The sequence below is a fragment of the Maribacter litopenaei genome (assembly GCF_025244665.1).
GTDB classification, from domain to species: Bacteria; Bacteroidota; Bacteroidia; order Flavobacteriales; family Flavobacteriaceae; genus Maribacter; species Maribacter litopenaei.
The window spans coordinates 373,799-398,751 of sequence record NZ_CP104205.1 but is presented as its reverse complement, the minus strand read 5'-3'; the positions used below and the strand labels follow the sequence as shown (position 1 = coordinate 398,751).

At 42.4% G+C, this 24,953-nt stretch carries 16 protein-coding genes, 1 tRNA gene and 8 pseudogenes; 23 read left to right on the top strand and 2 right to left on the bottom strand.

All coding sequences use genetic code 11. From position 1 onward, the window contains the following. The first annotated feature begins 125 nt into the window (after positions 1-125). The 10 genes and pseudogenes from NYZ99_RS22705 to NYZ99_RS02070 all read left to right on the top strand — a co-directional run bounded on the left by NYZ99_RS22705 (position 126) and on the right by NYZ99_RS02070 (position 5,924). A complete protein-coding gene (locus NYZ99_RS22705) occupies positions 126-560 on the top strand; it encodes a hypothetical protein (RefSeq protein WP_420845171.1) in 435 nt (144 codons plus the stop codon). Positions 561-578: 18 nt separating this feature from the next. After that, on the top strand, positions 579-1,799 hold the full coding sequence (locus NYZ99_RS02105) for a cytochrome c3 family protein (protein ID WP_260573255.1): 1,221 nt from the start codon (positions 579-581) through the stop codon (positions 1,797-1,799). A gap of 98 nt (positions 1,800-1,897) precedes the next feature. Further along, a pseudogene (gene trxA / locus NYZ99_RS02100) lies at positions 1,898-2,214 on the top strand (thioredoxin). Between the two features lie 71 nt (positions 2,215-2,285). Continuing rightward, a pseudogene (locus tag NYZ99_RS02095) lies at positions 2,286-3,216 on the top strand (DUF58 domain-containing protein). Positions 3,217-3,288: 72 nt separating this feature from the next. Further along, a tRNA-Asp gene (locus tag NYZ99_RS02090) sits at positions 3,289-3,365 on the top strand. A gap of 150 nt (positions 3,366-3,515) precedes the next feature. Beyond that, on the top strand, positions 3,516-3,785 hold the full coding sequence (locus NYZ99_RS02085) for a helix-turn-helix domain-containing protein (protein WP_094996317.1): 270 nt from the start codon (positions 3,516-3,518) through the stop codon (positions 3,783-3,785). 2 nt (positions 3,786-3,787) lie between these two features. Next, on the top strand, positions 3,788-4,033 hold the full coding sequence (locus NYZ99_RS02080) for a hypothetical protein (protein WP_260573253.1): 246 nt from the start codon (positions 3,788-3,790) through the stop codon (positions 4,031-4,033). 233 nt (positions 4,034-4,266) lie between these two features. After that, positions 4,267-4,911 carry a type IV toxin-antitoxin system AbiEi family antitoxin gene (locus tag NYZ99_RS02075; protein WP_260573251.1) on the top strand — a complete coding sequence of 215 codons (645 nt, stop codon included), beginning with the start codon at positions 4,267-4,269 and terminating at the stop codon, positions 4,909-4,911. Between the two features lie 34 nt (positions 4,912-4,945). Then, complete coding sequence (locus NYZ99_RS22700) at positions 4,946-5,041, top strand: type IV toxin-antitoxin system AbiEi family antitoxin domain-containing protein (protein WP_420845170.1); 96 nt, start codon at positions 4,946-4,948, stop codon at positions 5,039-5,041. Then, positions 5,028-5,924: a nucleotidyl transferase AbiEii/AbiGii toxin family protein gene (locus tag NYZ99_RS02070; RefSeq protein WP_260573250.1), complete on the top strand. Its 897-nt coding sequence runs from the start codon at positions 5,028-5,030 to the stop codon at positions 5,922-5,924. The genes NYZ99_RS22700 and NYZ99_RS02070 overlap by 14 nt, the downstream gene beginning before the upstream one ends. A 59-nt stretch (positions 5,925-5,983) precedes the next feature. Here the strand turns inward: NYZ99_RS02070 and NYZ99_RS02065 are convergent, their stop codons facing one another. After that, positions 5,984-6,334, bottom strand: a complete 351-nt coding sequence (locus NYZ99_RS02065) for a hypothetical protein (RefSeq protein WP_260573248.1) — start codon at positions 6,332-6,334, stop codon at positions 5,984-5,986. Continuing rightward, positions 6,312-6,542 carry a 5'-nucleotidase gene (locus NYZ99_RS02060; protein WP_260573247.1) on the bottom strand — a complete coding sequence of 77 codons (231 nt, stop codon included), beginning with the start codon at positions 6,540-6,542 and terminating at the stop codon, positions 6,312-6,314. Before NYZ99_RS02060 ends, NYZ99_RS02065 begins: the two co-directional genes overlap by 23 nt. A 539-nt stretch (positions 6,543-7,081) precedes the next feature. Here NYZ99_RS02060 and NYZ99_RS02055 point away from each other — a divergent pair. From NYZ99_RS02055 to NYZ99_RS21020, 13 genes and pseudogenes are all read left to right on the top strand, one after another. After that, positions 7,082-7,468, top strand: a complete 387-nt coding sequence (locus tag NYZ99_RS02055; protein WP_260573246.1) for a hypothetical protein — start codon at positions 7,082-7,084, stop codon at positions 7,466-7,468. After that, the gene (locus NYZ99_RS02050) at positions 7,465-9,771 is read left to right on the top strand and encodes a relaxase/mobilization nuclease domain-containing protein (RefSeq protein ID WP_260573244.1); all 2,307 of its coding nucleotides are present in this window, start codon (positions 7,465-7,467) and stop codon (positions 9,769-9,771) included. The genes NYZ99_RS02055 and NYZ99_RS02050 overlap by 4 nt, the downstream gene beginning before the upstream one ends. 138 nt (positions 9,772-9,909) lie before the next feature. Continuing rightward, on the top strand, positions 9,910-10,329 hold the full coding sequence (locus NYZ99_RS02045) for an HYC_CC_PP family protein (RefSeq protein WP_138257795.1): 420 nt from the start codon (positions 9,910-9,912) through the stop codon (positions 10,327-10,329). A gap of 142 nt (positions 10,330-10,471) precedes the next feature. Continuing rightward, positions 10,472-14,268: pseudogene (locus NYZ99_RS02040) on the top strand (efflux RND transporter permease subunit). Beyond that, a pseudogene (locus NYZ99_RS02035) lies at positions 14,265-15,480 on the top strand (TolC family protein). The pseudogenes NYZ99_RS02040 and NYZ99_RS02035 overlap by 4 nt, the downstream one beginning before the upstream one ends. A gap of 2 nt (positions 15,481-15,482) precedes the next feature. Next, positions 15,483-17,886: pseudogene (locus NYZ99_RS02030) on the top strand (multicopper oxidase domain-containing protein). 28 nt (positions 17,887-17,914) lie between these two features. Beyond that, positions 17,915-18,512 (top strand): annotated as a pseudogene (locus tag NYZ99_RS02025) (DUF3347 domain-containing protein). Next, a complete protein-coding gene (locus tag NYZ99_RS02020) occupies positions 18,513-18,968 on the top strand; it encodes a heme-binding domain-containing protein (RefSeq protein WP_138257799.1) in 456 nt (151 codons plus the stop codon). 73 nt (positions 18,969-19,041) lie between these two features. Beyond that, positions 19,042-21,582: pseudogene (locus tag NYZ99_RS02015) on the top strand (heavy metal translocating P-type ATPase). 5 nt (positions 21,583-21,587) lie between these two features. Next, positions 21,588-22,295, top strand: a complete 708-nt coding sequence (locus tag NYZ99_RS02010) for a PepSY domain-containing protein (RefSeq protein ID WP_138257801.1) — start codon at positions 21,588-21,590, stop codon at positions 22,293-22,295. A gap of 19 nt (positions 22,296-22,314) precedes the next feature. Next, positions 22,315-22,794 (top strand): DUF305 domain-containing protein, encoded by a 480-nt coding sequence (locus NYZ99_RS02005; RefSeq protein WP_260573240.1) that lies wholly within the window; start codon positions 22,315-22,317, stop codon positions 22,792-22,794. 6 nt (positions 22,795-22,800) lie between these two features. Continuing rightward, a pseudogene (locus NYZ99_RS02000) lies at positions 22,801-24,509 on the top strand (efflux RND transporter periplasmic adaptor subunit). Between the two features lie 44 nt (positions 24,510-24,553). After that, positions 24,554-24,862 (top strand): DUF6660 family protein, encoded by a 309-nt coding sequence (locus tag NYZ99_RS21020; protein WP_338039241.1) that lies wholly within the window; start codon positions 24,554-24,556, stop codon positions 24,860-24,862. Positions 24,863-24,953: the final 91 nt, after the last annotated feature.

The window sequence follows — 24,953 nt, the reverse complement described above, 5'->3', positions numbered from 1 at the left end:
ACGCCAGTCTCTCCCATTGCAATGACCTATCCAACTATGTAAATAGGGAACTTACTTTTGCAGGCGTCATTACCGATGTACAACATAGGATATCTAAAAACGGCAAGGGATGGGCCTCCTTTACCATGGAGGATTATACTGACTCCTTTGAATTCAGGATTTTTGGTGAAGAATATCTAAAATTTAGACACTTCTTAATGCTTAATTCCTTCGCGTATATTAAATTGTTTGTGAGGGAAGGTTGGGTCAATAGGGATACGGGAATTAAGGGCGAACCCGTAATGCAGTTCAACAGTTTTATGTTGCTACAGGATGTTATGGAATCCTTTGCAAAAAAATTGACAATAAAGCTGAACATAGATGAATTGGAAGAAACCCAAGTCCATCAACTGAAGGACACCCTGGTTTCACACAAAGGGGATCACCTTTTAAGCTTTATCGTCTATGAAATGCAGGAGCAAATAAAAGTACGTTTGAGCAGCAGGAAACAAAAGGTACAGATTTCAAGTGAGCTTTTACAAACGTTGGAGGAGCAACAGGTGCATTTTAAACTGAATTAGCTATAAGAACCTGTCCCATTGAAGAAAAAGATATTTGTCATTCTAAGTTTGCTAGTGATTGGTTTTGTCTCCATAAAACTATATAAATACATTTCTAGATCAACCGAGCAATACTCAGATTTACAAGTTATCGCCTACCACTACAATGGCGAAGGCTATGTGGGTTCAGAAACTTGCATGGAATGTCATAGGGACATTTATGAAACCCATTTGAAAACGGCACATTTCAACACTTCGTCCTTTACCAACCTAGATAATATTCATGGTAGTTTTAAAGAAGGAGAAAATACAGTATCCCTGATGGATGCAGATATCAAAATGGTTGAAATTGATGGAAAACCTTTTCAGCATGCACAAATAAAATACGGTGATCGCCAGGCATATGATTGGAGCATGGACATAACCATAGGATCGGGGTTAAAGGGACAGTCCTATTTGAGTAACCAACCCGATGGTTTATATCAGTTGCAGGCCTCCTATTTTGTACCTTCGGACAAATGGATCAATAGCCCGAACTACACAGACAGAATAAATCCATTACGGCCCGTAAACGATCAATGCTTAAAGTGCCATGTGACCTTTGCTAAAAGCTCATCGACATCGCCAAATTCAAATAAATACGATATTTCCAAAATTGTCTTGGGCGTAGATTGTGAAAAATGCCATGGCCCAGCGGAAAAGCATGTGGTCTTTCAAAGAAAGAACAAGGGAATTCATAATGACACCACACTTATAGGCCTAAGTTCACTATCGAGGCAACAGCGGCTCGACCTATGTGCTTCTTGCCATTCCGGACTTAGAAGCAATCAAATTCAAAATCCCTTTAAATTTTTACCCGGCGATACCTTGTCCAAGTTTTCAAAGAACTACAATTCGTTACGGCCGAGTACCACTTTGGATGTCCATGGTAACCAATTTGGATTGTTGACCAGCAGCAAGTGTTTTACCGAATCCGATCAGATGGACTGTATGACCTGTCATGACCCGCACAGGAATCAAAGGGGGCAAAAGGCATATTTTAATAGCAAATGCATCGGATGCCATCAACAAAATACCACAACCTGTTCCATATCAACAACTGAAATGGCACAAATGGGCAATGATTGCATCCAATGCCATATGCCCGTGGTCCCGTCCAAGAATATGCAGGTGCAACTGACCAAATTGGATAATACGACTCCAGTAGGCGTTAGAACCCATAACATTGCTATTTACCCGGAGGAAGTTGCAAAAGAATAGATTACATCAATTTTGAAATAACCAAAACGAATACCACAAGCGTAAGGAAAGCGCCGAATATTTGACTAACTTTGCATAATCAATTAAAAGTATTAATCATGGCATTAGAAATAACAGATGCTACTTTTGACGAAGTAGTTTTAAAAAGTGATAAACCTGTAGTAGTAGACTTTTGGGCCGCTTGGTGCGACCATGTAGAATGGTAGGGCCAATCATCGATGAAGTAAGCAACGAATATGAAGGTAAAGCCATTGTAGGAAAGGTGGACGTTGATGCCAACCAAGAATTTGCGGCAAAATATGGTGTTAGAAACATTCCGACCGTATTGGTTTTCAAAGATGGTGAAATAGCCAGTAGACAAGTTGGGGTATCCCCAAAAAAGGTATACACCGATGCTATCGATGCCCTTTTATAAAACAATTTTCTTTACTTATTAAGGTAAAAGATCCAGTTAGAACTGGACCTTTTTTATGCTATCTTTAGTTTGTGGATATTCGACAAGAATTAAATAACGCATCATTATTTCCAAATCTTGAGCTACTGGCCAGTCAGGTAGTGGAAGGTTTTATAAGTGGCATCCATAAAAGCCCCTTCCATGGTTTCTCTGCGGAATTTGCAGAACACAAAATTTATAACAATGGCGAAAGTACCAAGCATATTGATTGGAAATTATACGCCAAGACCGATAAACTGTATACAAAGCGATACGAGGAAGAGACCAATTTAAGGTGCCATATGATTTTGGACAATTCGGCCTCCATGTTCTACCCTGATGTCAAAAACCAAGGAATTGGAAACCTCAACAAGATAGGTTTTGGCATTTTGGCCATTGCGGCCCTCATGAACGTGCTAAAAAAGCAAAGGGACGCCGTAGGTCTAAGTGTTTTTTCAGATGACTATCACTATTATGCCCCTGAAAAGGGAAGTGAACGACACTTCCGGATGCTATTGGCAAAATTGAATGAAATTGGGGCCGATAAAAATCTAGTGAAAGAAACAAGAACCTACACCTACCTTCACCGAGATAGCGGAAAAAATAAAGAGAAGAAGCCTAATTTTTCTTTTCACGGACATGCTTCAAACTGAAAAAGAAGATGAGGAACTATTTGAGGCACTTCGTCATTTAAAATACAACAAACACGAAGTGGTTCTTTTCCATTTAATGGACAAGGAACTTGAATTTCACTTAAATTTTGACAATACACCCAAAAGATTCTTAGATGTGGAAACAGGTGAATATCTTGATCTTTATGCAGACAACGTCAAAGAGGCATATGAGGAAAGTATAAGTAAATATTACACCAACATTAAACTGAAGTGCGCACAGTACAGAATTAAATATGTGGAAGTCGATATTAATAGGGACTTTACCACAATACTCAACACGTTTTTGGTAGAACGGAGTAAATTTCTCTAGAAGAGAATATTTTAAAAGAAAATGTTTGTGCAATTGAATAAGCAATGTATATTTGCACACGCTAAACGCCACGGTCCGGTAGTTCAGTTGGTTAGAATACCTGCCTGTCACGCAGGGGGTCGCGGGTTCGAGTCCCGTCCGGACCGCCAGTAAAATAAAGCCCTCACGGATGTGGGGGCTTTTTTATTTCTCCATTTATAAACTATTTATAAACATTCGAGGGTTTTATAATCAAGATTTTAATCAAGACTAAAAAAGTCATATCTTGAAACAATAAATAATCATACCAGTTAATTACCATGCAAGTCGTCTGTCTACAAGAGGAAGCTTTTTATGCCTTGTTTAAAAAGGTCATTGAACATGTTGAATCCAAAAGGCAGGATAAGCCCGAAAAATGGATTGATGGGGAAGAAGCAATGTCTATCCTTAGAATAAAATCTACGACTACCCTTCAGAGACTAAGGGATGAAGGAAAAATTAGGTTTTCCCAACCCCAAAAGAAGATTATCCTTTACGATAGGGATTCTATTATAGCATACATCGAGAAACACGCCCGAGAAACTTTTTAAAAATGGAAGAAGAAATCAAAGTTGACGAAAAATTTAAGCATGCCTTTAACTTGGGTTATCGATTGGCAGAGGAGTTGAATCTCAAATCCCCTATGCTTGAAAATCAGGAGAAAATTATGCCCTCAAATCCCATGCACTTGGGTATGCAGCAGTTTATTGATGAAGCCAAACTTTCCAAAAATAAAAGACAGGATAAAACCGTTGAAAAAAGTGTCAAAAAGAAAAGGGGCAAGGGTTTAGGCTTTTAGTTAGACCAGCTTTCCATAATATTTTATTCCTAATCAATAATTTTTCTCTGATACGTAGGTACTAACCGCCCAAAATCGTACATAATGCTTTGCTTTCCATTACTCGAAGTCAGAGGTTTTAGACACCTAAGGATAGTTTGATATTTTGTGTTTTTCGGTACTTATAGTACCGAAAGGAAATAAATTATAAACCAAATCCATATAAAGTTTAAAAAATTACGTAAATTGGTACCGTGAGTACCGATAGTAAATTAAAAATAAACCAATTATTGGGCGCGAATCCTTCGGGAATCGTTTACCTATCTTCTTGGTTAGTAGGGCAAGGATATAGCCTTGATCTGCAAAAAAGATATCGTAGCAGTGACTGGTTTACTTCAATAGGTACAGGAGCCATGATACGCTCGGGCGATGATGTCGGTTACGAAGGGGCTATCTATGCCCTTCAAAATCAAGCAGGGCTATTTGTACATCCAGCAGGGAAGACCGCTTTCTCATTACTCGGAAAATCACATTATTTAGAACTTTCCCAAAAAAAGGTTACACTGTTCGGTGGAAAAAACGAAAAGCTGCCCACTTGGTGCTTAAAGCATGATTGGGGCGTAACCCTAGACTATTATAGTTCTTCTTTTCTACCAGCAGAAATAGGACTTACGGAAGTGGAGCTAAAAACATTCACCATAAAAGTTTCCAGTGCTGCGAGGGCAATGCTAGAGTGCCTATTTTTAACACCCAAAAATCAAGAACTTTTAGAGTGTTACCAATTAATGGAAGGGTTAAATAATCTAAGACCCAATCTTGTTCAAAATCTATTGGAAAACTGTTCCTCCATAAAGGTAAAACGCCTCTTTCTATATCTCGGCAGAAAAGGCTGGTCATAGTTGGGTTCAACATATAAACCTCGAAAAAATAGATTTGGGAAGTGGTAAACGAAGTGTCGTAAAAAATGGTGTTTACAATTCAAAATATAAAATAACCGTTCCTACCGAATTTGCAAATGGCGAATTATAAATCACAAGTTTCATTATTATTGAGTGTACTTCCGGAAGTTGCACAGGAAACATGCTTTGCCCTCCATGGAGGAACGGCCATTAACCTGTTCGTTCGTGAAATGCCTAGGTTGTCCGTAGATATTGATTTAACCTACGTTCCGCTTGAGGATAGGGAAACATCTTTTAAAGATATAACGGGGGCCTTGGAAAGAATTAAAGCAACTATTGAAACGGTCGTCCCAAACGCCAAGGTTGTACACAAACAAGCTGAACTTAAATTGCAAATTTCCAATATACAAGCTCAAATAAAACTCGAAGTCAATCAGGCAATGCGCGGGACTATTACGCCATCGATTAAAATGACCTTATGTGAAAAGGCGCAGGAAGCATTCGATGCTTTTTGTGAAATTGCTATCGTCCCTATTGGTCAACTTTATGGAGGCAAAATTTGTGCTGCTTTGGATCGTCAGCATCCAAGAGATTTTTTCGATGTCAAATATCTTTTAGAAAACGAGGGATTTACTGAGGAAGTCAGAACAGGATTCCTCTTTGGTCTGTTAAGTAGCAATAGACCACTACATGAAATGCTTGCTCCAAATTTGCTTGACCAACGTTCAGTTATGGCGAATCAATTTGAAGGTATGAGTGAAGAAGTGTTTGCCTATGAAGATTTTGAAACAACACGAAATTTACTTCTTAAAACCATTCATGAAAACCTTACTGATTCTGATAAAGAATTTCTATTGAGTTTTGAAAACAACACCCCAAATTGGAACGCGTACAATTTTGAAGACTATCCTGCGGTACAATGGAAATTACAAAATCTACAAAAGCTAAAAGAAGCTAATCCTGAAAAGCATAGGGAGCAATTAGAACTTTTAGAAAGTGGGCTTACAGCTTAATCCTAGTTATGAACATTCCACATAAAAACACTCCGTTAACACGTAAGTACAATTCTTAACTAGAGAACTGGTACAAAATTATTCGATGATGAACAGTAGATATCAATAACCTCTACTATCTCTTCTGATGTAAATTCATCTATAACCGATAAATCAAATTCACTAGCGAAATTACAACATAAGAGTACTTTGAGTTCTTCCATAGTATCCTCCTCCAATCCACTAGCATTTGGGTCATAGATTTTATAGGCAAGAAACCTGCCAAATTCCTCGTCGAATTTCTTTTCCGAATAGGTGTCACTTTCATCTGTAAAATTCTTGAAATAGTACATGTATTTTTGGTTCAAGCCCCAAAAGTATAGAGCGGTTAGCTCGGCCTTTTCAAGGTTATTTTTGAACTGCCATAACATTCCGAGAAGGGTCTAATTCATACTCGTTGGGCAAGTCAAATCCATAATGATTGATGCTTTTGAAGAGGCCGGTAATAGCTTCATTATTTGATTGTGGTTCAAAGGAAAAACTCATCAATAATTTACGTAGCACTATCTTTTTAAAATAGGCTATAGTAGCTGCATTGATATCTTTTGTAATGAACATTTTGTCGCTAATACTTATCAATGGCTATAAGTTTTTTTGTTTGTCGTAGGTCTAGATTTTAAGATTGACCAAAGATACCGAGTAAAGATTTTAACTAAGGAGGTAGTACTCTTTTTAACTTTTTTATTCAGCCATATATTCCCAAGCCACTGCGGAAGTCTTGCAAAAATTCCACTCCGATCCTCCCGAGCGGGCGACCTTCGTCCGCCCGCTTTCGCTCGTCTTTCCGTTCCGGTTTTGCAAGACCCCCTCGCGGCCGCGCAAAAGCACAAGCGGCAAAATGCCGCTTGCCCTTTTTTCTCCCTACCCACAAAAAACTTGAACACTGCCGTAATTCTTCCCATTTTTTAAACACCATATTAGACCATTTTAATTTCATGCCTGTACCCATTTATATTGATATGGTTCGATATGAATTAACGACTTAAACAATTGATTAATAGATAGTTAAATTCATAATTGATTACTTATATTTATCCGTGAAACGGATAGCGAGGTGCATTCTAAGTAACTTAGAATTGTCTACTTCGGCGAAGTGTTTTGCTTAAAAAGCAACGAAAATGGAAAAACAAAAAAGAGGTCGGAAACGATTGGGAAACAAGAAGAGATTCCATAACATAATGCTGCGTTTCAACGATTCCGAATTTGAAAGATTGCGAAAAATCTGTGAATCCTATAATCTCGATATTTCGCAAAGGGGCGTTATAAGTCCACTCCTGAGGAGATTAGTTTTGCAGCAGGAGGCCGAAGAAAAAGATAGGCTCCCCGATACCTCGAACCTTGCTTACCACATCAACAGAATAGGCAACAACATTAACCAATTAGTCAAAATCGCACACCACAAAAACCTGAGAAACCCGAACAGTAATCTGCAAAATGAAATACAAAAGACGAACAGATTGCTACATGCACTTTTAGAGATTGTCATGACAGAACAAACGGTATGATAGCAAAGATCATTTACGGCCAAACCTGTACCGGAACATTGAACTATGTTTTCGGAAAGGAAGGTATGCGAATACTCGGCTACGGAAACACATTTTCACGAAACATATCGCCAAAATTTTTCGGGAGCGTGCTTTATTTTCAGGGACAGCGCAACGCCACCAAGAACCGGTATGCCCATATAAGTTTGAACCTTCCCCATGGCGAACATTTGGACGATAGGATCTTCTATAAAATCTCCGAGGAGTATATGGAAAATATGGGCTTTGGAAATCAGCCCTTTGTAGTGGTGCGCCACAACGATACCAAGCACGAGCATGTCCATATTGTAACCACCACAGTAAAGGAAGACGGAAAAGTACTCGGAATCTACAATAGCCACAAAAGAAGTATGGCGATACGGAAACACCTCGAAAAAAAGTACGGACTTACACCTGCACCGACCAAAAAACAGACAAGCCAACTACCGATATACCGATTACCGGAAAAACAGTTTGGAATGGAAGCCGAAAAAGGAACGAAGTACTATCTACAGGATGTCCTGAACAGCATCAACCAAAAATACAGGGTGCGCAGTTTTGATGAACTTGCACGATTGGTAAAACGGTATCATATTGAAGTAAGACAGACCAAAAGTGAAACGGGAAGAATAGGGGTCGCATATGGGCTGAATAACCAAAATGGGTATAAAACACGATTAATCAATGGTTCCGCCGTACACCGAAATTTGAGCGGCCCAAAACTTCAAAAGGTATTCGATATCCATTCCAAATCGAAGCTGTTGCCGATGTACCGTAAACGGCTCTTGAAACAAATAGAGACCACTTACGACCTTTTCCGGACCATCCGTCCGCATGACCTGGAAGCCATGCTAAAGGAATATCAGCACATTGATATCAAACTGGACAAAAAAGGAGATGTTATCGAGGGGTACACTATCTTTGACAGATCGCGCTATGTTTTCAGGGCAAGGGAGCTTGGCAAGAACGTTCGGATGCAGAATCGTTTAGACATTTTTGGTAAAGGGCACGAACCCACCCAAGTCGATATGGAAAGCAAACAGGTCAAATTGGAAATCCAAAAACTTATAAAAGACGCTTTTACAACATCCTATCTTAAATCCCCGAAACAGCAAGGACTGCTTTCGGAACATATTCTGAAAACCAACTTCGGGGATATCGTTCCAATCTTGACGGCCTCCAAAGCTCATAATTTCTTGGAACGCTACATCCCAAGAAATCAAAGGACGGATTTCAGGAAAGCGGTAGAAAATATCTTTCCCATGGTCAGGGACAGATTGTATGAAATTGAGACCAAAAAGGAAAAAGAAATCTTAGAGAACATATTCAAACTTATCGGCAAGGTATTGAAAAAGGACATTTTCAATGTTGGCACGAAACAGGGGAGTGTTCGTCTTTTGTTCCAAGCTTTGGGCGTAAAGTACTATGACAACAAATTGTCCTTTACCAAATCGAACAAGCATACGGTTCCCGTTACTCCGGGAGACTTGTCCTTCCCCGAGCATATGGAAAAACATGTATCCACGGGATTCGTGCGTCAAAACCATTTGATGTTGGATATGCTTTCGGAGCAGTCTTCCGATAACAGTCCTAAGCTGACTGCAACGGCTATATTCTTGCCTATGATTTTTCCGAAACTATATGGAAAAATGAATACCGTTTACAAAAAGCAATATGAAAGTATCGCTTTGGGTTCGTATATAAAGAATGCCGAACGTATGCATGCGCCTTTCGAAAAATCGGCGAAGGATTATATCTCCCTGTTCAATGCCAAGGGGTTCTATTTTGTAAATGGAGAGAAAGGGTTCGAGATCAAATCCATTTATACGGACAATACAACAAGTTGCCCCTTGCCGAAAAGAACGAACCAGTATTTGAGTTCAATTCCTGATTTAAGCGAAACATTAAAAGGACAACAACCTATCATTAATGAACTAATAGCAGATGGAAGGAACAATCTCGAAAACCTATGGGCGGGACATTTGATGGAAAGGGGACTGTACGACAAGGTCGCCTTTATGCTAACCGCTGAAAAAGGGTACCCGAACCTGCACCGGGAAATAGTGCAACACCATATGGATAACGGACTTCGCGAAAGTGTGAAAATGGCATCAGCGAGGCATTCGAATATCCAACAAAACAGACTGCTCAGAAAAGGCGTTTATGCCGTTAGCTCCTTATTGGGCAGTAGGGGCAAGAAAACCGAAGAAGTCTATAACGGGTTCAAGGATGAGTTTACGGATTGGTCGAAATACAAAGGCAAAGGTAGAGGACTTTCATTCTAAATTTCGTTTTCATTCTTTGTCCCACAAACTATTATCTTATAAAACATCTCACATTTTTTGACTATTTTTCATCGATTGCATTGCCCAAAAATTCCTTAAACCAAAAAAAGAATCTTAAAATTTTGTAATTTTGCATCGATGAAAAAGGTTTTCCATAAAATATTATCTGTTTTAATGGCATTTGTAGTGATGTTCACTACGATGTCATTCACGGTTGATATACACTACTGCGGGGACTCTTTGGTCGATTTTAGTTTCTTCACAAAGGCAGAAACCTGCGGAATGGAAAAGGCACAACCAACCACGGGTTGTGAAAATCCTTCAATGAGCAATAAATCGTGTTGCTCAGACCAAAAAATCGTGAAGGAAGGTAGCGACGACCTTAAAACATCATTCAACAAACTTACTTTTGAGCAACAAACCTTCGTTGCCACATTTTTCTACACCTATATCAATCTTTTCGAGGGACTTGATGAAAATATCGTTCCCTTCAAGGATTACTCGCCCCCCTTTATTGAACGGGACGTTCAGATACTCTACGAGACTTATTTAATTTGATTTTTAGACAGTAGCCCGATTCCGATACCCATCGGAACGGCACTAAGCCCAACGGTTATCCCGTTCCGGGCACGTTTTGTTGTATTCAACTTTTAGAATTGCAACAAGCCACAATTGTATAACTGTCTAATTATCATTTTATATGCTGAACAAAGGCATAAAATTCCTTATAGAAAATAAGCTCGTTGCGGTACTGATGCTAGCCCTTTTCGTGGGTTGGGGTATCGTGAACGGACCCTTTAATTGGGACACCGGAATATTGCCCAATGACCCTGTGGCTGTAGATGCCATACCCGATATTGGCGAAAACCAACAGATTGTTTTCACCAAGTGGCAAGGGCGCTCTCCTCAGGATATCGAGGACCGAGATTACCTACCCGCTCACCACTTCCCTTCTCGGAATACCTGGCGTCAAGACCATTCGTAGTTCTTCGATGTTCGGGTTTTCCAGTATCTACATCATTTTTGAAGAGGACATCGAATTCTACTGGTCGCGTAGCCGCATCCTCGAAAAGCTCAATTCGCTACCCAGCGGTCTGTTGCCCGATGGTGTCAATCCCGCCTTGGGCCCGGATGCCACGGGATTGGGACAGATTTTTTGGTACACTCCGGAAGGTCGTGACAAAGAGGGAAACGTTACAGGTGGATGGGATTTACAGGAACTACGAAGCATACAGGATTACTACGTAAAATATGCGCTCTCTTCTGCAAGCGGTGTAAGTGAAGTGGCATCCATTGGCGGATACGTTCAGGAATACCAAGTGGATGTTGACCCCGAAAAGATGCGGCAGTACAACATCGGTCCGGCGGATATTGTAAAGGCCGTTAGGGAAAGCAATCAGGACATCGGTGCGCAAACCTTGGAAATGAACAAGGCCGAATACCTGGTGCGCGGTCCGGGGTACGTAAAATCCATAGCCGATATAGAAAATGCGGTAGTCGATTCCGAGAATTTCACTTCCATCAGGATAAAGGATGTAGGCAAGGTACACTTGGGATCAGCTACACGTCGCGGCATTTTGGACAAGGAAGGTGCCGAAGTCGTGGGCGGTGTGGTAGTTGCCCGTTACGGTGCCAATCCGCTGGAAGTCATCAATAATGTCAAAGACCAAATCGACGAGGTAAGCTCGGGGCTTCCTTCAAAAGAACTGGCCGACGGTAGAACCTCCCAAGTCACTATTGTCCCCTTTTACGACCGTACCGAACTCATTCAAGAAACCTTGGGTACGCTCAACGAGGCCCTGACCTTGGAAATCCTGATTACCATTTTGGTCATTATCATAATGGTTTTCAATCTCAGAGCATCCATATTGATTTCCGGATTATTGCCCGTGGCGGTGTTGATGGTCTTTATCACGATGAAGCTCTTTAATGTGGATGCGAACATTGTGGCACTTTCGGGTATCGCCATTGCTATTGGTACGATGGTAGATGTCGGGGTCATCCTTGCCGAAAATATGATTCGACATCCGGAAGATGAAGACTTGCGGGTAAACAAAAACGGTCAACCCTATACAACAAACGAAATCGTTTACAACGCCACATCCGAAGTTTCCGGCGCTATTGTTACTGCTGTAATGACTACAATAATTAGTTTCCTTCCGGTGTTTACGATGATTGGTGCTGAAGGGAAACTCTTTCGACCATTGGCATTTACCAAAACAATGGCATTGGCCGCTGCACTCGTTATTGCCCTATTCCTTATACCGCCATTCGCAGCCACTTTCTTTAGAAAGACCGAAATGCGGGAACGGCTCAAATATGCCATCAATGGGCTTTTAATCCTTTTGGGAATCACCGCAGTGATTTTTGGGTATTGGATAGGATTGGTACTTGTCGCTTTTGGCTTGGTAGCCATTTTATCGATGCGTGTTACGCTTTCGCGAAATCGAGCTGGCGAGATTCACGACCAAAGGGAGAGCGTAGCGGTAAAGCAAAAAAATCTCATCAATACGGCTATTGCCACAATCGCAGTTGTATTCCTATTGGCTGAATACTGGCGACCGCTCGGCTTCGACCGCAGCCTGATTATGAACCTCATTTTTGTAGCGGTAAGCTGTTTTGGTGTTCGGGCATCTTTTCGCTACTCAGAAAATACTACGATAGCATCTTAAGATGGGCATTGCAAAACAGATTGCTGTTCTTGATAATTCCCACCACATTGCTGGTTCTCGGTTTCTTCATAATGCGCAACACGGGTAAGGAATTTATGCCAGCGCTCAACGAGGGTTCGTTCCTGTTGATGCCTACCTCGCTACCGCACTCAGGTGTAGCCGAAAATAAACGGGTCTTGCAACAATTGGATATGGCGGTGGCCACCATCCCTGAAATCGAGACCGTGGTCGGAAAGGCAGGCCGCACCGAATCCGCGCTTGACCCGGCACCGCTTTCGATGTACGAGAACGTGATTCAGTACAAGTCGGAATATATGCGCAACGCTTCAGGGGAACGGCAACGCTATCGGGTAAACGACGACGGACTTTTTGTATTGAAAAATGATAGGTTCCATATTAATCCGAACAACGAAGTAGAAAACGATGCCAGTTATGAAGCATCCCAATTGCAAACTACCATCACAAGAAACGAATTGATTCCCGATGATGATGGCGAGTACTACCGAAACTGGCGACCTGAAATCCGAGCCCGGATGATATCCGGAACGAAATCGTCAGGGTCACTAAACTGCCCGGTATTACTTCCGCCCCTAAGTTACAGCCTATCGAAACCCGATTGGTGATGCTGCAAACGGGTATGCGCGCGCCAATGGGCATTAAGGTCAAGGGGCAGGACTTACGGGAAATCGAAGCTTTCGGCTTGGAACTCGAAGAAATATTGAAACAGGCCGAAGGTGTAAAAGAACAGGCCGTATTTGCCGACCGTATCGTGGGCAAACCCTATCTGTTGGTGGATATCAAACGGGAACAGTTGGCGCGTTACGGGGTTTCGATTATGGACGTACAGGAAATCCTGCAAGTGGCCGTAGGTGGGATGCCCCTGACCCAAACAGTCGAAGGTAGGGAACGCTACGCCGTTAGGGTACGCTACCCACGAGAGCTGCGTGATAATCCGACCGACCTAAAGAATATCTACGTTCCCGTGGAAAAAGGAAGCCCCGTTCCCCTTGGCGAACTCGTGGACATCCGGTATGAGCAAGGTCCGCAGGTCATCAAAAGTGAGGACACCTTCTTGGTCGGCTATGTTTTATTTGACAAGCTGGACGGCTTTGCCGAAGTGGATGTGGTGGAAAATGCCCAGGCCTTGATTCAAGAAAAGATAGACAGCGGCGAACTGACCGTACCCAAAGGCATCAGCTACAAGTTTACGGGCACCTATGAAAACCAGTTGCGTGCAGAGAAAACCCTGTCCATCGTGGTTCCGCTATGCTTGATTATCATATTTCTCATTCTATACTTTCAGTTTAAATCGGTCACCACCTCATTGATGGTATTTACCGCCATTGCCGTAGCATTTGCAGGTGGCTTTGTGATGATTTGGCTCTATGGACAAGACTGGTTTCTCAATTTCAATTTGTTCGGTGAGAACCTTCGCGAGTTGTTCAATATCAAAACTATCAACCTGAGCGTTGCGGTCCGGGTCGGATTCATCGCACTCTTTGGTATTGCTACCGATGACGGTGTGGTGATGGCAACCTATCTCGACCAATCTTTCGATAAGGAAAAACCGAATGACAAACCGGGCATTCGTCAAGCTACCCGTGAAGCGGCAGGCAAGCGTATCCGTCCCTGTTTGATGACGACCGTAACGACCGTTCTTGCCTTGTTGCCAGTGCTAACATCCACCGGAAAGGGAAGCGATATAATGATTCCAATGGCCATTCCCATTGTGGGTGGGATGCTCATTGATGTAACCTCATATTTCCTGTTGCCCGTACTATATAGCTGGCGGGAAGAAAATCAACTTAAACGAGCGAGCAAATGAAAAATGTAAAAATCATCATCGGATTATTGCTTGTTTCTTTTTACGCGGAAGCGCAAGAGCTTCAATCTTATATACAGGAAGCAGAAGCGAACAATCCGGATATTCAGGCTTACGAGCTGCGGTACAATATCGCCGAAGAAAAAGTGAACGAAGTCAATACGCTACCTAATACTGTGGTAAGCGCAGGATACTTTGTAAGCGAACCCGAAACCCGAACGGGTGCGCAACGGGCACGATTTTCGATTTCGCAGATGTTGCCGTGGTTCGGTACGATAACGGCACGGGAAAACTATGCCAGCTCAATGGCGGAAACCGAGTTTGTTGAAATTGCCATTGCCAAACGAAAACTGGCACTTTCGGTCGCCCAATCCTACTATCAACTATATGCCATCAATGCGAAACAGGATGTACTGGACGAAAACATCCAACTACTACAAACTTACGAACGGTTGGCATTGACCTCTGTGGAAGTGGGCAAGGCTTCCGCAGTTGATGTTCTACGGTTGCAGATTCGCCGAACGAACTGCAACAACAAAAAGAGGTCTTGCAGGAGGAGTATTTGGCGGAACAGGTCAGCTTCAACAATCTTTTGAACCGAAAGGAAAGCATTGCCGTTGAAATCGTCCCGAAATGACCATCCCAACGGAAGACCCGATATACAGCGATGAAGGATTGGCGCTTAATCCCGAACTGCTCAAATATGATAGACTTTACGAGTCCATTGAACAATCCGAATTGCTGAACCAAAAGGAAAGTGCCCCGAACATCGGTTTTGGATTGGACTATGTACCCGTTTCCGAACGTCCCGATATGACCTTTAGCGACAACGGCAAGGATATCGTGATGCCAATGGTATCGCTGTCCATACCTATTTTCAACAACCGCTATTCATCGGTTTCCAAACAGAACGAACTGAGACAACTGGAAATCGAATCACAAAAAACAGAGCGTTTGAATGTACTTGAAACCGCTTTCGCGAAAGCAAAATCACAGCGCAATCAAGCCCGTATTCAGTTCAATACCCAAGAAAAGAGTTTAATGCAGGCTAACGATGCCGAGGAAATATTAATAAAGAATTATGAAACGGGAACCATCGATTTTAACGATGTGCTGGACATTCAGGAATTGCAACTGAAATTTCAGATGAACCAAATCGAATCCATAAAGATGTATTACGTGCAATCAGCACTTTTAAACTATTTAATAAATTAAAAATGAAAATATTACAAATCACCACCCTATTGCTGTTTTCTTCTACTGTATTTGCCCAAGTAGGCACAAACGGTGCGGACAGAAATGAAGAAGGTAGACCTGTCAAGGAGTATAACTTAACCATTGAAGAAAATGAAATGACGCTCGCTGGTGTAACAGCAAAAGGAATGACCATCAATGGTAGTATTCCTGGATCAGTCTTGGAATTCACCGAGGGCGACCTCGCCATTATCAATGTTACCAATAAAATGGATGTGGAAACCTCTGTACATTGGCACGGGTTGATATTACCCAATTTTTACGATGGCGTTCCCTATTTGACCACGCCACCTATTAAACCAGGAACAACTTTTCAATACAGAATCCCAATCAACCAATCAGGCACCTACTGGTACCATTCCCACACGATGCTACAGGAGCAAAGCGGTGTTTATGGGTCTATTATTATTCACCCAAAAGAAAAAACTACGGAATATGACAAGGATTTGGTTGTGGTACTCTCTGATTGGACCAACGAAAATCCTATGAATGTTTTGAGAAACCTTAAAAGAGGTAACGAGTGGTATCAGGTCAAAAAAGGTACGGCGGTTCCTTTGGGCAGGGTTATCAAGGAAGGCGCATTTGGTGCACAACTGAAATTTTGGAGAGACCGTATGGAAGGAGCAGATATAGCCGACATCTATTATCCGGCATTTCTGACCAATGGAAAATCATTGGCCGAGTATCCCGAATTCAAAACAGGCGAAAAAGTACGGCTTCGCTTTATCAATGCATCCGCCTCTACCTATTACTGGATGGATTTTGGCGGTGGCAACCCTATGGTCGTTGCGGGCGATGGTATTGATGTGGAACCTGTACCTAAAAGCCGTTTCCTTTTTGGTATTGCCGAAACCTATGATGTTATCGTAACCATCCCTGAAGGTACTTTGGAAGTTACCGCCACCGCTCAAGACGGTTCTCGGTAGCACCTCGTTGCGCTTGGGACAGGGAAGCCTGTATCCAGCAAAAAGAATTGAGAGACCGGACAAGGTTGCAATGATGAAACAAATGGCCAAAATGGATATGAAGATGGGCGCCCCTGCAATGGTGGGTAACAAAAAGAAAAAAACACCCGAGTTTTTGAAGGAAAATTACGGGATGAAAATGGATATGAAAGATGGCCAGATGAATATGGGAATGCAAGACAAAATGTCAATGAATAAAGGCGAAATGGGCGACAATATGAAGATGGACGACCATAAGCAAATGAAGATGGATAAAAAGATGGACGGTATGGCAGGAATGAAAAAAGATTCAATGCCAATGAAATCTACCGAACCTTCGCATATGATGGGAGGCCATATGGGGCACGATATGCCTATGATGCAAAAAGACACTTCCTCTTTTGATTACGATACCCGTAAAACCTATTTCAACTATGATTTCTTAAAAGCGAAGGAAAATACCACCTACAAGGCTGATTTGCCCGTAAACGACATTCTATTAAACCTGACCGGAAATATGCAACGCTATGTGTGGAGTATTAACGGTGTGCCACTTTCAGAAACGGATAAGATTAAAATCAGGGGTGGTGAAGTAACCCGCATTACCCTTAACAACCTAACGATGATGCACCACCCGATGCACCTTCACGGGCATTATTTTAGGGTAATCAATGAAAATGGTGAGCGCTCGCCGTTGAAACACACCGTCAATGTGCCACCGATGCAGAAAGTGGTTATCGAGTTCTATAACGAGGAGTATGGCGATTGGTTCTTTCACTGCCACATCCTGTACCATATGATGGGCGGTATGGCTCGCGTATTCAGCTATGATACCCCAAGGGATGAAAGGATGAAAAACTTTCCCGTTCAAAAACTGATTGACGAAACAGACCATTACTATTCTTGGGGATTGTTGCGTGCAGGCTCAAACTTTAATGAACTATTTCTGATGTCAAGCAATATTCGGAATGAATTTGGTTTAAGAGCAGAGTTCGATTATAACAAAAACCTTGAAGCCGAAGTAAACTATAATAGGTATCTCAATGATTGGGTGCGCCTCTATGTAGGAGTAAATACCGAAACTTCTACACCCGACTCGTATGACACCTTTAATACAGTAGGTCTAATTGGTGTAAAATACTTTACGCCTTACCGATTTAATGTAGATGTGAGTGTAGACCATCAACTGCGCCCAAGGATACGTCTCGATAGGGAACTGTTGCTTTTTCCACGCTTTTTCCTTGAAGGGGAATACGAATACCGGGCAGACTTTGGTTGGGTGAACGATATAGGCGATACATCCTATCAGGGCGAAACGCAATGGTTGGTGGGAACCTCTTATATCCTATCCCGAAATTTTTCAATACAAGCAAATTACAATAACCGATATGGCTGGGGTGGCGGTCTTTTAGCCCGATTTTAACAAAGTAACAATTTAAAACAAACACAAAATGAAAACAGTAAAGAGAACGATAGGTACAATGGCACTTGCTACCGTAGTGATGGTAACAGTTTCCTGCAAGGACGGAAATAAGAACGAACCCGCCAAGCCAATGAGCAATGAAATACATCAAGAAAAGATGGATGATAAAGGAAGATATGGCTATGGATAACAGCCAAGATGCCAAGGCAGAAGCGATATTGAAGGACTATTTCAACTTGAAGGACGCTTTGGTCAACGATGACAATTCCAAAGCAAAGGAACTGGGCAACACCTTGGCACAATCGCTCAAATCCTTTGATGCATCGAGCTACTCGGACAGCGAGCAGAACGAACTAAACGATATCATTGAGGATGCCACCGAACACGCCGAGCATATTGGCGAGAGCGATATAGCCCACCAACGCGAGCATTTTAAAACGCTTAGCAAGGATATGACCGATATGGTGGCGATAACGGGAACTTCAATGACCATTTATGAGCAGTACTGCCCAATGTACGATAACAATAAAGGCGGTGCTTGGCTAAGTATGAATGAAGAAATCAGAAACCCCTATTTCGGTGCCCAAATGCTAAAATGTGGTAAGGTGCAACGTGAAATCAACTAAGTGAAAATAGTAAAAATCATAGCGTGGATAGCATTGGTTGCCTTTGTGGTCATCCAGTTTTTTCCTGTGGACTATAACCAGAGTGAAACCGTACCACAAACCGATTTTATGCTCGTGAACAATGTACCTGCAACGGTAGAACAATCGTTGCAGGTTTCCTGCTATGATTGCCATAGCAATAATACCGATTATCCTTGGTACAGCAAGGTACAACCCTCTTCTTGGTACTTGGAACATCATATCAAAGAAGGAAAGGCAGAGCTGAATTTCAACGAATGGGGCAACCTTTCCGACCGAAGGAAAAATAGCAAATTACGGTCTATCATAAACCAGATCGAGGATGGGGAAATGCCTTTGGATAGTTACACGCTAATTCATCGGGATGCAATTTTTTCTGAGGCGAACAAAACAGCAGTAATTGACTATATGAATAAACTAAAAGATAGCTTGGAATAAAGTCCTGCTGCGGGAAGGGTAGTATGATGGTTCGTAGTAACCCTTTCCGTAACAGACACAAATTAGTAAAGTAATGAAACACACCTATCACATACACGGAATGACCTGTAACGGTTGCAGAACCCACGTCGAGAAAACGCTCTCTAAAGTGGACGGTGTAATTGATGTATTGGTCGATTTGGAAAAATCTGAAGCGGTCATTGAAATGGAATCGCATATTCCTATCGAATCATTTCAGGAAGCTCTAAAGCAAGATGGTGGTTCGTATAGCATTCACAAATCGGCAAACATCATCACAAGGATGATTCGGCTAAAGTTAATACTGAGCATAGTCGAAGTACGAAAGCGAAAAAGCAAAAACCAAAAGGCAAGGGAACCGGAACGTTCTACTGCCCGATGCACTGTGAAGGCGATAATACTTATGACAAGCCAGGCGATTGCCCTGTCTGTGGAATGGATTTGGTGGAAGAGCAAAGCTTTTCCGCCAGTTCCCGCAGCGAACAATGGACGTGCCCAATGCATCCTGAAATTGTAAAGGATGAACCGGGAAGCTGCCCCATTTGTGGGATGGACTTGGTACCGATGAAGCCGATTTGTCCGCAGAGGAAAAAACCTATAAAAAACTGCTCAAAAAGTTCTGGATAGCCACGGCCTTTACACTGCCTATTTTCATCATTGCGATGTCCGAAATGGTCAGCAACAATCCGCTATACGATATTTTGGAACTGAAATACTGGAACTGGATTCAGTTTGCACTTTCCCTACCCGTGGTGTTCTATGCCACTTGGATGTTCTTCGAGCGTGCTTATCGAAGCATAAAAACGTGGAACCTCAATATGTTCACGCTCATTGGCATCGGTGCTGGTGTAGCTTGGTTGTTTAGTGTATTCGGGATGCTGATGCCGGACTTTTTCCCGGACCAGTTCAAGACCGAAGCGGGCACCGTACACGTGTATTTTGAAGCGGCCACGGTCATTCTCACGTTAGTTTTACTTGGCCAACTATTGGAAGCCCGAGCCCATAGCAAGACAAATTCCGCGGTCAAGGAACTTTTAAAACTGGCGCCAAATAAGGCAGTTAAAGTCGTGGATGGTGAGGAACAGGAAGTGGCCATCGACCAAATTGAATTGGGCGATATTCTTCGGGTAAAACCGGGCGATAAAATTCCCGTTGATGGTGTTATCACCGAAGGCGAAACATCCATCGATGAATCGATGATAACGGGCGAACCCATTCCAGTCAACAAGTCAACCGATGATAAAGTCAGTAGCGGAACTATCAACGGCAACCAGTCTTTCCTTATGAAAGCGGAAAAGGTAGGTTCCGACACTTTGCTTTCACAAATCATCCAAATGGTCAATGATGCCAGTCGTAGCCGTGCGCCTATCCAAAAACTGGCCGATACCGTTTCAGGTTACTTTGTGCCCATCGTGGTCATCATCGCCGTAATCACTTTTGGGATTTGGGCAATTTGGGGACTGAACCAGCTTATGTGTATGCCTTGGTCAATGCCATTGCCGTTTTGATTATCGCCTGTCCCTGTGCATTGGGATTGGCAACACCGATGTCCGTGATGGTCGGTGTGGGTAAGGGTGCACAAAATGGGGTGCTCATCAAGAATGCAGAGGCACTTGAAAAAATGGATAAGGTAGATACCCTTATCGTGGATAAAACGGGAACGATTACCGAAGGAAAACCCACGGTGGAAAAAATGGGGTCTTTTGATAACGGTTTCAGCGATAGCGAAGTACTGCAATACATTGTTTCCCTGAATAATCAAAGTGAGCATCCCCTTGCGGAAGCCACCATCAAATACGGCAAAGAACAAAAAGCTGATTTCTTAAAAGCCGACGGGTTCAATGCCGTAACCGGTAAAGGTGTTGAAGGTAATGTAAACGGTAAAAAGGTGGCTTTAGGAAATGCCAAAATGATGGAATATGCAAAGGCGACGCTTTCCAAAGAAATGGAAGAAAAAGCCCAATTCTTCCAAAAGCAGGGCAAAACCGTTTCCTATCTCGCGATTGATGGAAACCTTGTCGGTTATGTAGTAATTGGTGATAAAATTAAGAAAACGAGTGCCAAGGCCATCAAGGAATTACAGGACAAGGGAATCGATGTGATTATGCTCACGGGCGACAACCACGATACAGCTCAGGCAGTGGCCAACGAACTCAATCTTGCAGATTTTCAAGCGGGAATGCTTCCCGAAAACAAATTGCAGGAAGTTGAAAAACTACAAGAAAATGGAAAAGTCGTGGCGATGGCAGGTGACGGTATCAATGATGCACCTGCTTTGGCAAAAAGCGATGTAGGCATCGCAATGGGAACGGGTACTGATGTGGCCATAGAAAGTGCTGCCATTACTTTGGTCAAAGGCGACCTACACGGTATTGTCAAGGCAAGAAATTTAAGCGATGTGGTAATGCGAAACATTAAGCAGAATCTGTTTTTTGCGATGATATACAACACCTTGGGAATACCCATTGCTGCGGGATTGCTCTATCCATTTTTTGGGATTTTACTATCACCAATGATAGCTGCTTTGGCGATGAGTTTCAGTTCGGTTTCGGTCATAGCCAATTCGCTTAGGCTTAAAGGTTCAAACATTGATTAAGTTATATGGTAAAAAGAAAAACAGCGATAAAAATTAGAAAGGTACACCGCTATTTGGGCATCTTCTTGGGCATCCAGTTCTTGATGTGGACGATAAGTGGGATGTATTTTAGTTGGACAGACATTGACGAAATACACGGTGACCAATTTCGGCAAGACCCAGTAAAGGCATCTGCTTTTACAAGTTTGATAAGTCCATCCGAAGTGAATCTTGAAGAAGCAATAGTCTCGGTAGAACTTCGGGAAATCGGTGGTAAACCCTTTTACTGGATTAATGACAAACAGCTCTTTGATGCCAAGACAGGCAAAGTAAAGAAAGTAATCTCAGAAAGTGAAGCTCTGAAAATCGCTGAACGGAATATGTTGCCGGAACTTCAAGTAAAAGGAATCGAGCGCATCGAGCAAGTAGGCAGCCATAGCGAGTATCGTGGCAGACCGCTTCCGGCCTATGTCATCAGCTATGAAACACCTAAAAACATCAAGGCCTACGTTTCCGAAAAAGATGGCGCATTCCAAACGCTACGTCATCGGGATTGGCGTTGGTTCGACTTTCTATGGATGACCCATACGATGGATTATGAAGGTCGCGACGATTTCAATACAACCGTACTACGTGCCTTTTCCCTACTTGGATTGATTACCGTATTGAGCGGGTTTTTGTTATGGTATATCAGTTCACCAACAATCAGAAAAATAAAAAAGAGAAACAAATAACACCAAAAATTCAAAAACTATGGAACATTCAAAACACGCAAACAAAGGAAAATACAGAACATTTTTTATGATGCTGGCTTGCTCATTTGTAGCAATGTACATCACAATGTATCTCAACACCTATGAACTCGACCACGTATGGTTCAGCCTAACGCGCTTCTATATGGTCTGTCCGGGCATAGCAGCAATGGCAGTCATTATGTGGTTTTTTATGCGGAAGATGTACACCGACAAGAAAAAGAATATTGCCATTCTTTTAGGTAGTTTGGTCTTGTTTTTTGGGGCATTGTTTTTGGTTCGCGACCAAAAATCCACAGTAGGTGACGTACTATGGATGAAAGCAATGATACCGCATCATTCCATCGCTATATTGACCAGTGAACGAGCGGACATCAAAGACCCGGAGGTGAAGAAACTGGCAGAAGAAATCATCAAGGCACAGCGCAGGGAAATTGCCGAAATGAAAGAAATGATTGAACGATTACAGAACGAAAAATAAATAGCTATGAACAAGAATTTCATATATATCGCTATTGCAGTCGTTGTCGGACTGCTTGGTGGTTGGCTCATTTTCGGTGGCTCATCGGAAGAATCTATGACAGATAAGCACGACCATTCCACAGAAGCGGAAGGTCAAATGTGGACCTGCTCGATGCACCCCAGATTATGCAACCCGAACCAGGTGATTGTCCCATTTGCGGAATGGATTTAATTCCTGCGGAATCAGGTGCTGATGGACTTGCAATGAACGAAATAAAGATGACCAAAAATGCGATGGCATTGGCGGACATCCAAACATCCATCGTGGGAAATGCTTCTGTAGATGATGAGAATATGATTTCCCTTTCGGGAAAAATCAAGATGAACGAGGAAGAAAATGCGGTGCAGGCCAGTTATTTCGATGGTAGAATTGAACGGCTCAACGTCAATTTTGAAGGTCAGGAAGTACAAAAAGGGCAATTGTTGGCAACCATTTATGCACCTAATCTGATAGCTGCTCAGCAAGAATTGATTACTGCGGCTTCGCTAAAAGAATCGCAACCCTCACTATACAAGGCGGTACGCAACAAACTGAAACTTTGGAAACTCTCGGAAGCCCAAATCAATAGCATAGAGGAATCCGGCAAGGTCAAAGAGAACTTTCCGATTTATGCGACCGTATCCGGAACGGTTTCAGAAAAAATGGCTGCCGAAGGCGACTATGTAAAACAGGGACAGCCCATTGTAAAGGTGAGTAACCTAAACTCTGTATGGGCGGAATTTGATGCCTACGAAAACCAGATTTCAGAGTTTAAAAAAGGGCAGAAAATTTCAGTAACGACAAATGCTTATCCAAATAAGGAATTTGATGCAACGGTCTCATTTATAGACCCTGTTCTGAATACCCAAACCCGCACCGTAACCGTTCGGGCCAATCTCAAAAATAGCGATGGAATGCTAAAACCCGGAATGTTCGTAACTGGCAAAGTAGAAGGAACAACGGTAAATACGGAATCAAACCTGACCATACCTGCAAGTGCTGTGATGTGGACGGGTGAACGGTCTTTGGTGTACATCAAAACCAACGCCAACGAACCTGTTTTTGAAATGCGGGAAGTTACTCTTGGCAATCGCAATGGCGATATGTTTACGGTTACATCCGGTTTAAAAAATGGCGATGAGATTGTGACCAATGGCACTTTTACCGTAGATGCAGCTGCGCAATTGCAGGGGAAGAAATCGATGATGAATCAAAGTACTGAAGAAGAGAAAGAAATGATGGCGATGGAAATGTCACTTTCAACTTCTTTTCAAGAACAGTTTGTGAAGGCTTTGCCGTCATACCTTGAACTCAAAGATGCTTTGGTAGCGAGTAATGCAGAAAAAGTTTCCGATTTTGCGAAAGTATCTTCCGAAAAAATGAAGGTGATATCACAAAAAGATTTGGACAAAATGCTCAAAACCCATCTATCCAAAAGTATTGAAATGCTGGATGCCATTGCAAGTAATTCTAATTTAGAAAACCAACGTAGTCATTTCGTCATTCTCAATGAAAATTTGGTTGCAATAGCAATGAATCTCGAAAGCATTGACAACCCCCTATACGTTCAAAAATGCCCAATGGCAAACAACAATAAAGGTGCGGTTTGGTTGAGCACCGAAGAAGAAATCCGTAATCCTTATTATGGTGATGCAATGTTAACGTGCGGTAGTGTGATTGATTCGTTGAAATAGGACTTTGCAACCCTGTTGCACCGAAATTCTGTTATCTTTGCATCGTGAAAGTTTTGGCAATCATATTATCGATTTACTTCTTGGCGCTCAATGTGGTGCCTTGTAGCGATGTTGGTGATGTCGCCGACGATTCCCAAACCGTTTCAGTAGTTGATTTTGATGGTGACCACGGTGACGATTGCGAACTTTGCTCACCGTTCTGCCAGTGCCACTGCTGTCACGTTCACACGATACACTTTGGTATTGCTAACTTCGAACCGCTTCAAGCGACCATTCCACAGGATAACTTTTCCCACTTCGACAGTATCGGTAAGGATATTACTTTCTCTCTCTTTCAGCCCCCGCAGGTTTAATTCAGTTTTACAGGATTACTATATCCAGTTTTGAAGTTTTCAGCTTTAGGAAACTTCAAATGGTGTATTTGCCTTGCGCGCCTGTCCAAAG